This window comes from Pontibacillus sp. HMF3514 (assembly GCF_009858175.1).
Classification (GTDB): domain Bacteria; phylum Bacillota; class Bacilli; order Bacillales; family BH030062; genus Pontibacillus.
This window is the reverse complement of sequence record NZ_CP047393.1, coordinates 3,273,342-3,285,345: the sequence shown is the minus strand read 5'-3', so window position 1 is coordinate 3,285,345 and position 12,004 is coordinate 3,273,342. Positions and strand designations below refer to the sequence as shown.

Below are 12,004 nucleotides of genomic sequence, written 5' to 3'. Positions count from 1 at the left end.
GCTATGAGCTAGACATCATAGACCGAGGCACTCTCTAAGAGGAGAGTGTCTTCGTCTGTTCTCTAAAATTTTGATGAGGTGATACATCATGGAATTAATTGATATCCGACATGATTTAGATAATATGGCTACTCGATTAGCGGACTTCAGGGGGTCTCTTTGACCTCGATACCAAGAAAGCTCGTATTGCTGAGCTAGAGGAACAAATGAGTGACCCAGCTTTTTGGGATGATCAAGAAAACGCTCAAAAAGTCATTAATGAAGTGAACGGCCTAAAAGAGCTTGTTCATACATTAGAGCGTCATGAAGAAACACATGAAAACCTAGAAGTATCCTATGAGCTTGTAAAAGAAGAGGGCGATGAAGAGCTTCATGCAGAGCTTGAAGGAGAAGTTAAACAACTAGCTGAGGACTTGAATTCATTTGAGTTACAGATGCTATTAAGTGAACCTTATGATAAACACAACGCAATCCTTGAACTTCACCCAGGTGCTGGTGGTACTGAGTCACAAGACTGGGCCAGCATGCTTCTTCGTATGTACACGCGTTGGGCTGAGGAAAAAGGCTTCAAAGTAGAAACGATGGATTATCTCCCAGGTGACGAAGCAGGGGTTAAAAGTGTTACGTTGAACATTCAAGGTCATAATGCCTATGGCTACTTGAAAGCTGAAAAAGGTGTTCACCGTCTAGTACGAATCTCACCGTTTGATTCATCCGGACGCCGTCACACATCTTTTGCATCATGTGAAGTCATGCCTGAATTCAACGATGAAGTTGAAATTGAAGTGCGGAACGAAGACTTAAAAATTGATACGTACCGAGCGAGTGGTGCAGGTGGACAGCACGTCAACACAACAGACTCTGCCGTCCGTATCACACACACACCAACTAAAACCGTCGTAACCTGTCAGTCCGAACGTTCCCAAATCAAAAACCGCGAACAAGCGATGAAAATGTTAAAGTCAAAACTTTATCAACTAGAAATCGAACGCCAACAACAAGAACTTGACGAGATCCGCGGTGAGCAAAAAGAAATCGGATGGGGAAGCCAAATCCGTTCTTACGTCTTCCACCCATATTCTATGGTAAAAGACCACCGTACAAATGTAGAAATCGGTAACGTCCAAAGCGTCATGGATGGAGACATCAATCCATTTATTAATGCGTTCTTGCGTTCGAAGATGAATTAAGAGAGTAGTTTTTTAGCTACTCTCTTTTTATAAATTTTTTGAAAAGGTGTGATAATATTGAATGCGAAAAAAAGAATAGTCCCTTTAATCATTCTTCAGTTAGAAGCTCTCTTAAGAAGGTTAAGCCTCCTCCACCCAAAAAGGAAGCAGATTGAAGATGATTTAGGTATTATGTGGTCTGGTTACAATGGAGAAGTATTACTCGATTATGACCTTCGCTTTTTACCCTATCGATCCTACCAAATTCTCCACGATGTCCGCCTCCAAGTCTTCGGGAAATGCTTTCAAATCGACACCCTCGTCTTATCTCCATACGCAGCTTTTATTGTAGAGGCTAAAAACTACGCTGGAACGATCTTTTTTGATGAAGAAAGTGAGACCTTTATACAGCTAGTAAGAGGTAAAAAGAAAACAATGAAAGATCCATTAATACAAGTAACACGCCAACAAAAACAGCTAGAAGAATGGCTTCGTCATAATGCCGGCATTCATAGTTACCCGGTTATTCCAATGGTCGCTATCTGTAATCCCTCTACCATTGTTACCCCACCTAAAAATCATTCTCAAATATGGCCCATAATGAACTCTATCCATACAGTTGACCAAATCCAAAAAAATAACGACCTGTATAAAAATCGAAAACCAGTAGATATAGAGTTAATTAAAAATAAAATCATTTCAGCAGATACTCCTTTAGAACAAGATCTATTGAAAAAATATTCAATCAACCCTTCTGATGTTAAGTTGGGCGTTTACTGTCCTGGGTGTGGTAATCTCCCTATGAATTATATTAGAAGGCGCTGGGAGTGCTCAGAGTGTGGATATCGGTCAAGTATAGCCCACATTAAAGCTTTGGCAGATTACTTTTTGTTATTTAAAAATACGATCACGAATCGTGAATGCAGAATCTTATTAGGGTGTTCAGAAAGATCAGCCTATCATTTTCTAGTCAAATTAGGACTTCGGTATTCGGGTGATACTAGTGCACGAAAGTATCATGCGCCTGAAAATATGAGAGATTTTCTCTCATTCGTAAAAAGTAGCAAATGAGTGAAAGAGTTGTATGTATAAGTGAAGAAGCACAGCAGATAAGTGAGGAAGTAGGTAAATAAGTGAAGAAGCGCAGTAGATAAGTGAGGAAGTAGTGTAAAAAAGTGAAGAAGAGTAGCAGATAAGTGAGGAAGTAGTACAAATAAGTGAAGAAGCGCACCAGATAAGTGAGGAAGTTGTGCAAATAAGTGAAGAAGCGAAGTAGATAAGTGAGGAAGTTGTACAAATAAGTGAAGAAGTTGTACAAATAAGTGAAGAAGTCAACAGAATTAGTGAGGAAGCCAGGCCCCCTCCCGCCTTGAAAAGCCCATAAAGCATAATAAGATTCCCGCCCCAGCGGGAATCCCCTCATCTCCCCCAAAACCTCCTCGATCTTCACCAACACACCACTACTTCACCACAATAACGCGGCAACATAGTGTCGTTTACACCATTTTCTTCCCGTGCTATACTCCATATCGGACTTTATGTGTTTTATAAAGAAAATTTTAAAATGAGTGAATCTGGACATCTATGTAAACAATCAAAACAAGAGAGTGTAAAGGTGCTTTAATGCTTTTGTGTTGCGCTGCACCAAACACCGTAGCGCCCGCCCAAGCGCCTCATCCCCAACACGCACCCCACACTCCCGAGAAAGAATGAGGTGTATCTCTATGATGATGAAACGTTATCGAAGAGAGCCGATGCCTACGTGGCTAAGGCATTTAATTGAATATATGTTCGTTATTATTGGTTCCGCTTTTGTTGCGACTGCATTTAATATTTTCTTACTTCCTAATGAAATTGCCTCTGGCGGAGTAGCGGGTATCAGTACGATCCTTAAAGGGCTTTTTAACTGGGATCCAGCTTATGTCCAGTGGGCCCTGAACATCCCGCTTTTCATATCGGGGGTACTGATACTAGGTAAAAACTTCGGCATGAAATCACTTGTAGGTACGATTGCTCTCCCGTTCTTCGTAAAACTCACAAGCGGAATTGAGCCGGCTACTGACAATGCGCTATTAGCTGCGATTTTTGGTGGTATGGGTGTTGGTCTTGGGCTAGGCATCGTGTTCAGAGGTCGTGCTTCTACAGGTGGTGTCGACCTTCTAGCGCAAATCATTCATAAATACACACATATTCCACTTGGATTATGTATTGCTATGGTTGATGGCATGATTGTACTTACAGCAGCAATTGTCTTCGATGTAGAAAAAGGTCTGTTTGCATTAATTGGACTGTTTGCAACAAGTCGTACAATTGATGTTGTTCAAGTCGGTTTTAACAGATCGAAAAATGTCATGATTATTTCACAAGAGGTTGAGAAAGTGAGATTGGGAATATTTCATGAAATCGATCGAGGTGCTACGGTTTTAAGTGGTGTCGGTGGATACACAAATGAAGATCGCAATATTATTATGTGTGTTGTCGAACAGAGTGAATTCACCAAATTGACACAAACCGTCAAAAGGATTGATCCTAGTGCGTTCGTCATAGCTATGGATGCTGCAGAGGTTCTAGGAGAGGGTTTTAAAAACGGCTAAGTTGGTTATAATATCCTTGAGCGTTTTTTTATTAAACACTAGTTAGGGGGATGCTAACAAATGAAAAAGCAATTATTAGCCGTATTGTTTGGTTCTGCTCTTGTACTTGGCGCATGTGGCGGCGGTGGGGATAACGGTGCCGATGACGCTACTGAAAATGGCGGAGAAGATCAAACAGAAGAACAAACTGGAGACAATGGTGACACAGGTGATGGCGGCGGCGAAACAGCTGGCGGTGTGAATGCTTCTGAAGCGAAAAAGTACTTCAAGCAAAGCTGTGCAGGTTGTCACGGTGCAGATCTATCCGGAAACAATGGTCCGAACCTTCAAACGATCGGTTCCAAGTATGGTAAGGATGAGATCTTAAACATTATCAAAAATGGTAAGGGTTCAATGCCTGGCAACATGGCTTCAGGTAAAGAAGCAGAAACAATTGCTGCTTGGTTAGCTACTAAGAAATAAGAATCATTTTTTACAAGAATCCATAAGTTAAACAAAGCTCAAATGATAGGTCTGACTCCTATTGTTTGGGCTTTTTTAATTGTCTCTTCCTATACTTTTTATAAAAACGATTAAAAGTTTGATTCTTTTGTCATATATCAACACTTTTACAGAAATTTTGAAACGAAAATGTAATAATTTTTTGTCTAAAAAAACAGAAATAAGATGTTATAATGGTAAAGACGTGAAAACGAGTCGTTATTTGCATATTCACGCATCTTTTGTCAAAATTGACAACAGCGAAGACTTACAACTATAGATATAGGTGGTTAGTTTATGATTGAGATGAAGGACGTGTACAAAACTTACCCCAACGGTGTGACCGCCTTAAATGGGATCAATCTCTCCATTAATCAAGGAGAGTTTGTGTATGTCGTTGGACCAAGTGGTGCAGGAAAATCCACATTAATTAGTATGATGTTTCGTGAAGAAAAGCCAACCAAAGGCTCTATTGCTATTAATGGCATTAATTTAGATAAATTAAAAGAGCGAAAAGTCCCGCATCTTCGCCGTGATATTGGTGTTGTATTCCAGGATTTTAAGCTTTTACCAAGGCTTACAGTCTATGAAAATATTGCTTTTGCGTTAGAAGTAATAGAGGAGTCTCCGAAAAACATTCGTCGTCGTGTAATGGAAGTGCTTGATCTAGTTAAGCTGAAAAATAAGGCTAGGCATATTCCGGACGAGCTTTCTGGTGGAGAACAGCAGAGGGTATCGATTGCACGTGCGATTGTAAATCGGCCAAAAATGATGATTGCTGATGAACCAACAGGTAACCTTGATCCCGAGACTTCTTGGGAGATTATGAGAATATTTGAAGAGATTAACGCTAGAGGAACTACCATCATCATGGCTACACACAGCAAAGAGATTGTTAATACCATTAAAAAGCGTGTTATCGCAGTAGAAAATGGTCGTATATTCCGTGATGAAGAACGAGGTGAATACGGCTATGAAGTTTAGAACAGCAGGAAGACATGTCCGTGAGGGTGGAAAAAACATCTATCGTAACGGTTGGATGACGCTAGCATCTGTCGGTGCCGTTACCACGACATTATTGCTTGTCGGTGTATTCATCGTAATCATGATGAACTTAAACCAAATTGCAACCAATGTTGAAAAGGATGTAGAGATTAAGGTATTAGTAGATCGTACAGCAACTGAAGAGCAAATCAATACGCTTGAGCAAAACATTGAAAGTATACCCGAAGTAGCCTCTGTGAATTTTTCACCTAAAGAAGATGAGCTTAATAGTTTAATTGAAAGTATGGGAGAAGAAGGAAAAGCCTGGGCGCTTTTTGAACAAGAAAACCCTCTAAATGATGCTTTCGTCGTTAAAGCAGAGAACCCAACAGAAACTTCTATCGTAGCAGATCAAATTAAAGAGATGAAAAACATCGATAATGTAACTTATGGTGAAAAAGTGGTTGAAAAACTTCTGAAAGTCACCAAGTATGCGCGTTATATTGGATTAGCGATCATAGTAGGGTTAGTATTTACTGCTATTTTCCTCATTTCCAACACAATTAAACTTACAATCATGAACCGAAGCAAAGAAATTGGAATCATGAAGCTTGTAGGTGCAACCAACAGCTTTATTCGTTGGCCATTCTTTATTGAAGGAATGTTATTAGGAATATTAGGGTCTCTCGTTCCAATTGGAATCACAGTAGGGGCATATTATTACCTTTACAACAACCTTAGATCACAGATTCAATTACCATTTGTTGAATTCCTACCGTTCAATCCATTTGCATGGCAAATTGCAGGAATACTACTCGCCATCGGAGCCTTTATCGGTATCTGGGGCAGTGTTATGAGCGTAAGGAAGTTCTTAAAAGTTTAGAGACAGTACAGGTGGACCATTCGGAACGGCTTTGACATGGACAAGCTTTTCCGAACCTTCCACTCTCTCCGTCTTTAAACTCTATCAAATAAACAGATATACAGACATTTTTCTAACAGGGAAGGGGAAAAGGAACGAATGAAAAGGCTGATTGGTGTATTATTTGTGTTCACACTCGTATTTTCAGTAACGTTAGTTTCAACTTCAGAAAAAGCCCTGGCAAACACCACACTAGAAGATATTAAAAAAGAAATTGAAGCACTGAAAAAGAAAAATAAATCTTTAAATAACCAAGCGGATCAAACAAAAAAGAGTAAAAGCCAAACACAATCTGAAATTAACGCAAACCGTGCAGAACAAAGACGAATCAACAATTTAATCGAAAAACTCGACAGAAAAGTGGAAGAAACAAACGCTAAGATTCGTCAAAAAGAACAAGAAATTACGAAAACAAAAGAAGAAATCAAGAAAACAGAACAAGAGATTGCTCAATTAAAGAAAGAAATTGAGGAATTAAAAAAGCGAATTGCAAAACGTGAAGAACTACTCAAAGATCGTCTCAGAAACCTTCAGAAAAATGGTGGAGAGATCAGTTATCTAGAAGTTCTTCTAGGTGCGAAAAACTTCGGAGACTTTTTGAACCGTGCTACAGCCGTGACGAAAATCATGGACCAAGATAAAGTAATTATGGAAAAGCACCAGGCTGAGAAAAAGTCACTTGAAGAGAAAAAGAAGCAAGTAGAACAAAAGAAACAAGAACTAGAAAAGCGTAAAGCAAATCTTGAACAACAGAAAGCGGATCTTGTTCAGCTTCGTAAAGATCTAGGTGCACAAAAAGCGGCAAAGCAAGAATTAATGCAACAGCTTAAAGTGGAAGAAAAAGAACTGAAGAAGAAGAAGATGGAGCTTTCTGAACAAGAGGCAATTCTAAAGCGTCAACAATCAACAATCCAAAAAGAGATTGAACGGGCTAAACGTCGAGCAGAAGAGAAGAAGCGTCAAATGTCACAAAAGAAAAACTCTTCTTCCTCAACGCCTTCTAATTCAGGAGGATTTATTCGACCAGCTAATGGACCATTAACTTCTGGATATGGTCCACGTTGGGGTTCCATGCACTCTGGCATTGATATTGGTAAGTATGGAGGATCTACACCAATTAGAGCTGCCGCAGCTGGTACTGTATTAAGATCCTATTATTCTTCTAGCTACGGAAATGTAGTGTATTTAACTCACTATGTTAATGGACAGCTTTATACAACCGTTTATGCTCACATGCAAAACCGTGAAGTATCCAATGGACAATCTGTTAAGCAAGGCCAACGTTTAGGTTATATGGGCTCAACAGGTCATTCTACTGGACCTCACTTACACTTTGAGCTTCACAAAGGGCCATGGAATTATAGTAAGAGTAATGCTGTAAATCCAGCTAAATATATCAACTTCTAAATAATTGTCTAAAAGAATAGTAGTACTTCAAGAAAAGCGTATTCCAATCCAAGAATGCGCTTTTCTTTTATTCAAAACGTAATACAAATTACAGAAAATTTTTTTAATTATCCATACACTCTAATTAAATACTAAAAAGGAGTGAGAAGGATGAAGCAAAAAATGTCTGTAAATCAAGTGGTTGTGAATGGGATTTTGGGTGGTATTGTTGGAGGAATAGTGTTTGGAATTATGATGCAAATGATGGGTAAAATGCCAATGATCGCTTCTTTAGTTGGTGGAGAAGGGTTGTTTGTAGGTTGGATTGTGCACATGATAATAAGTATAATTTTTGGTGTAGGTTTTGGGGGATTTGTATTAAGTAACATGAATTTATTAGGGCTTTCTTTTATTTATGGAGTAGTTATTTGGATTTTAGGCCCGCTCCTTATTATGCCATTAATGATGGGGATGGGCACAAACTTTAGCAATGCCTTTGCTCCACAACAGCTTATGAACTTAGGTACTCATATTTTCTTTACATTACTGGTGGCTATAGTTTTTAAAATGAATGAAAAGCGTCTAAGTTCACAAGCTGAAATAAATGCATAGCTTAAAGAAAGGTGATGGAGTATGGAATCAAGGATTGAAATGATTGAGTATGAAGAATCTGAAGGAAAACTTAGAGAATTATATGATAAGTTCAATGGTAAAATGGCGAATATTTTAAAAGTGCATTCCCTTAATCCAAAATCACTTGAAGCTCATTTAGAATATTACAAAGTGATTATGTTTGGTAAATCACCTCTGAAAAGGTCCACACGGGAAATGATCGCTACCGTTGTTTCCTCTAAGAATGATTGTTTTTATTGAATGGAACATCATGGGGCGGCGCTCCATTTGTTAACGAAAGATGAAACACTTGTGGATCAAATAAAACAAGATTTTACCCTTGCTAAGATTAATGACAAAACAAGAGCGATGCTTGATTATGCTGTGAAATTAACAGATTCTCCTCATTTAGTAATGGATGAAGATGTTAACGAGCTGCGTAGTGCAGGATGTTCAGATAGAGAAATTCTAGATATTTGTCAAATCACATCTTATTTTAATTTTGTGAATCGTATGGCTGAAGGATTAGGTGTTAAACTTGAAGGCGAATAACTGCTGACTAAAAAAGTGATGGTTTTTAAACCATCACTTTTTTAGTTAACATGTAAACAGGGTTTGAAGTTTCATATAGTTATAGAGGACTCTAGCGTGACGCCCTTCCTCAGTATTAGGATTTTGAAGTTCATATAATCTACTTAAAAATACTTGATCACAATGACAAGAAGGTCCAAAAAATCTGTAACACTCATCATGAGCTTTACATGCTGCATCTACAGCATTGACAGGTGCACCTGGACCACTGCATCCGGGCCCACAATATTTATATCCTGGAAAAATGCAAAATTTAAAAGGCAAGACAACTCACCTCCGTTTATATACTTCAAAAACGTTTTATTTCAATATATGTAAGCTAACAATCGAAGGTATGGGTGATTGGCTCCCAATTTTGAGGTTAAGGATTTTATGTGAGGGGTAACATATGTTAAAGTAACGGTAAATGAATATATGAATACATGTACATATATGTAATAAGGAGGTGAATGTTAATGGGACATAATCACGATCACGGCCATGATCATACACATGGAGCCAACAAAAAAGCACTCATGATCAGTTTTATTATTACGACAGTCTATATGGTTATTGAAGCTGTAGGTGGGTTTATTACCAACAGTCTTGCTCTATTATCTGATGCTGGGCACATGTTGAGTGATTCAGTTTCACTAGGTGTAGGATTGCTAGCTTTTGTGGTGGGGGAAAAAGCAGCGAACTACAGTAAAACGTATGGGTATAAACGTTTTGAGATTTTAGCTGCATTATTTAATGGTGTAACGCTTGTACTCATTGCATTCTACATTTTTTATGAAGCATACAAACGATTTGTGAACCCTCCTGAGGTTGCGTCTACTGGTATGCTTATCATTGCGATTTTGGGAATGATCATGAATATAGTAGTAGCATGGATTCTGTTAAGAGGGGATACTGAAGAAAACTTGAACTTGCGAGCAGCTTTTCTACACGTACTTGGGGACCTACTAGGTTCTATTGGAGCTGTCGTTGCAGCATTGCTTATCATGTATTTAGGTTGGGGATGGGCCGATCCACTAGCGAGTGTCATCGTAGCCTTCTTAATCATGATTAGCGGTGGACGTGTTGTACGAGAGTCTATTCACGTTCTTATGGAAGGCACGCCTAAAAATATTGATGTAGATGAGATTATTGAAACCATTCAAAGCATACCAGAAATTAAAAGCATCCATGATCTCCACATTTGGTGTATTACGAGTGGGAAGAATGCTTTATCTTGTCATGCTGTTGTCCAAAATGGTCTTTCTTTTGATGAATCACAAAGTCTCTTACGTACAATCGAGCATGACTTGCAACATAAGGAGATCGGCCACGTAACGATTCAACTTGAAAACGAAGACCATCCTCATGATGGCTCGATCACTTGTCAGCATATTGATGAAGATCCGCATGATCACGATCATTCATGAAAGTGAGGGGATAATATGAAGTCTGATGAATCCAATGAATTTAATGAAGAACAAAATGAGATCAATGACCTTGATGAAGAAACGCTTTTTGTGGTTTCTCAAACCTTTAAAGCTCTCTCAGATCCCACGCGCATCCGGATTTTACATTTACTTTGCACAAGAGAGCAATCCGTTAACCAGATTGCTGAGACATTAAACTTAAGGCAATCAACAGTATCACACCAGTTACGTTTCTTAAAAAATTTGAGACTAGTGAAATATCGTAGAGAAGGAACCACTCTTTTTTATTCAAATGATGATGAGCACGTAATGGGGATATTAAGTCAAACAATTAATCACGCATTGCACCATTAAAAAGCCGAGGATATCCTCGGCTTTTTGTTACATCCAGCTCCAGCTCCCATCAACGAAGGGACTTCCCTCGCCTCCGTTAGATAAGTCAACATCAAATTGCTTCACAATTTGTGTTTCCTTTATATGTTTAATGACATGAAATTTTATCCAAGAAGGAACTCGACGTAGTTAAAATTTCTAGGTGAAAGTACCACGGCAACTAAGCTTCTGTCTGCGCCTGTCGGCTTGCCAATCAGCAAGTTTAGTTAATCTCACTACGGGCTCAGTCCAGTCCCTTCGTTGCTAAACGGGCGCGCGCTTTTGTTATGCAGATACACGTCTTAGCTCTATTAACTTGGAGGAGAACTCAATAGCAAAAGCTGTGCATCGTTCATAATCCTCATCGGTGTTCAGAGCCATTTCAATTTTAAAACCATCCTGTAAAACCTTAGCACCACATTCTTGTAATCTTTCTTCAAAGGTATGTACCGCCTCACAAAACTTTGGATAGTTTGTATCTCCTGAACCAAATGCAGCAGCTGGTACACCTGTTAAGTCCACATCTTCCATTTCCTCATAAAATTCTTCTACTTCATAAGGTAGGTCACCATCGCCCCATGTATAGGAGCCCAGAAGGACTGCGTCATAATCTTGTAAATCAGTTGGATTGAGTTCATCCATTTCTTCTAATGTCACCTTGTGATCTTGTTTTTCGAGCTCATCTTTGAGGTGATCAGCGACTTCCTCGGTGTTTCCAGACATGCTAGCAAATGCAATTAAAATGTTTGCCATAATACACTCATCCTTTCTTTATACATGATTGGCAGCTCTTTTATGCAATAAATGGCGTGCGTTCTCTAACTGTTGTACGTAAAAATCAAACGGCTCTTTTTCTTTGTATTCCAGGGCATGATCAACTTTATATTCGTAATAATTTATCTCTAACTCTAAGTCCAATAGGGAACATATCAGGTTGTATTCATAGATTTTTTGTAAATCTGATAAAAGGAAATAGACATGATAGGACTCGTTAACGATAATTTGAAAATACCAGCCTAAATGCTCTACGTATTTTCGTTCATTTGTGAGCTCAATTCGATCTCCTTTTTGCAACTGAATGATGTTAGTGTGTTGTTCACCCGTGCAGAAACAGTCTGCCTCATGCTGAAAAGATCTTTTTACAACAAAAGAAGATTGCATATGTAGATTCCTACCTTTCGTTAATTGATAAAGATTCTCAACTATTACGTACAGTTTAATTGAAAACCATTCTCATCGTCAACTATTTTATGATACTGATAATCATTTTCACTTATGGCATATTAATAGAAATGCAAAGAAAGTGCTCTGAGGGTCTTAGTACCAACTCTCTAAATTAGATGAATCTCTTTTTCCCATTAATAAAATAGTGTACACTATACTTATCAAGTTTTTACCTATACGACACAAAGTGGACATGTTTCCAAAGCTTTGGCATAAACTTTATAAAGGGCATCGCACAGACCGGTGTGATGCCTTTTTGTGCAA

At 38.6% G+C, this 12,004-nt stretch carries 14 protein-coding genes; 11 read left to right on the top strand and 3 right to left on the bottom strand.

From position 1 onward, the window contains the following. Positions 1 to 88 precede the first annotated feature (88 nt). The 9 genes from prfB to GS400_RS20395 all read left to right on the top strand — a co-directional run bounded on the left by prfB (position 89) and on the right by GS400_RS20395 (position 8,699). Positions 89 to 1,190 (top strand): peptide chain release factor 2 gene (prfB, locus tag GS400_RS16865; protein WP_160103730.1). Its coding sequence is split into 2 segments (ribosomal slippage): positions 89 to 160 and positions 162 to 1,190, totalling 1,101 coding nucleotides; the frame shifts between segments, so codons are not numbered across the junction. A 57-nt stretch (positions 1,191 to 1,247) separates the two neighbouring features. Then, the gene (locus GS400_RS16860) at positions 1,248 to 2,240 is read left to right on the top strand and encodes a nuclease-related domain-containing protein (protein ID WP_160103728.1); all 993 of its coding nucleotides are present in this window, start codon (positions 1,248 to 1,250) and stop codon (positions 2,238 to 2,240) included. A 683-nt stretch (positions 2,241 to 2,923) separates the two neighbouring features. Next, entirely contained in the window at positions 2,924 to 3,763 is an 840-nt protein-coding gene (locus GS400_RS16855) for a YitT family protein (protein WP_160104673.1), read from the top strand. Positions 3,764 to 3,823: 60 nt separating this feature from the next. Further along, on the top strand, positions 3,824 to 4,225 hold the full coding sequence (cccB, locus tag GS400_RS16850; protein ID WP_160103726.1) for a cytochrome c551: 402 nt from the start codon (positions 3,824 to 3,826) through the stop codon (positions 4,223 to 4,225). Between the two features lie 315 nt (positions 4,226 to 4,540). Further along, entirely contained in the window at positions 4,541 to 5,227 is a 687-nt protein-coding gene (gene ftsE / locus GS400_RS16845) for a cell division ATP-binding protein FtsE (RefSeq protein ID WP_160103724.1), read from the top strand. Beyond that, positions 5,217 to 6,110, top strand: a complete 894-nt coding sequence (ftsX, locus tag GS400_RS16840) for a permease-like cell division protein FtsX (protein ID WP_160103722.1) — start codon at positions 5,217 to 5,219, stop codon at positions 6,108 to 6,110. The genes ftsE and ftsX overlap by 11 nt, the downstream gene beginning before the upstream one ends. Before the next feature lie 138 nt (positions 6,111 to 6,248). Further along, positions 6,249 to 7,556, top strand: a complete 1,308-nt coding sequence (locus GS400_RS16835; RefSeq protein WP_160103720.1) for a murein hydrolase activator EnvC family protein — start codon at positions 6,249 to 6,251, stop codon at positions 7,554 to 7,556. Between the two features lie 150 nt (positions 7,557 to 7,706). Continuing rightward, positions 7,707 to 8,147 (top strand): hypothetical protein, encoded by a 441-nt coding sequence (locus GS400_RS16830; RefSeq protein WP_160103718.1) that lies wholly within the window; start codon positions 7,707 to 7,709, stop codon positions 8,145 to 8,147. A 21-nt stretch (positions 8,148 to 8,168) separates the two neighbouring features. Beyond that, entirely contained in the window at positions 8,169 to 8,699 is a 531-nt protein-coding gene (locus GS400_RS20395) for a peroxidase-related enzyme (RefSeq protein ID WP_304608238.1), read from the top strand. A gap of 45 nt (positions 8,700 to 8,744) precedes the next feature. Here the strand turns inward: GS400_RS20395 and GS400_RS16815 are convergent, their stop codons facing one another. Continuing rightward, a complete protein-coding gene (locus GS400_RS16815) occupies positions 8,745 to 9,002 on the bottom strand; it encodes a phospholipase (protein WP_160103712.1) in 258 nt (85 codons plus the stop codon). Between the two features lie 191 nt (positions 9,003 to 9,193). Between GS400_RS16815 and GS400_RS16810 the strand changes: the two genes are divergently transcribed. Continuing rightward, on the top strand, positions 9,194 to 10,144 hold the full coding sequence (locus GS400_RS16810) for a cation diffusion facilitator family transporter (protein ID WP_160103710.1): 951 nt from the start codon (positions 9,194 to 9,196) through the stop codon (positions 10,142 to 10,144). Between the two features lie 15 nt (positions 10,145 to 10,159). Then, positions 10,160 to 10,498 carry an ArsR/SmtB family transcription factor gene (locus tag GS400_RS16805; RefSeq protein WP_160103708.1) on the top strand — a complete coding sequence of 113 codons (339 nt, stop codon included), beginning with the start codon at positions 10,160 to 10,162 and terminating at the stop codon, positions 10,496 to 10,498. A gap of 303 nt (positions 10,499 to 10,801) precedes the next feature. On the opposite strand, the gene GS400_RS16800 is transcribed toward GS400_RS16805, so the two are convergent. Continuing rightward, the gene (locus GS400_RS16800; protein WP_160103706.1) at positions 10,802 to 11,269 is read right to left on the bottom strand and encodes a flavodoxin; all 468 of its coding nucleotides are present in this window, start codon (positions 11,267 to 11,269) and stop codon (positions 10,802 to 10,804) included. An 18-nt stretch (positions 11,270 to 11,287) separates the two neighbouring features. Then, positions 11,288 to 11,677, bottom strand: a complete 390-nt coding sequence (locus tag GS400_RS16795; RefSeq protein ID WP_160103704.1) for a hypothetical protein — start codon at positions 11,675 to 11,677, stop codon at positions 11,288 to 11,290. Between the last annotated feature and the right edge of the window lie 327 nt (positions 11,678 to 12,004).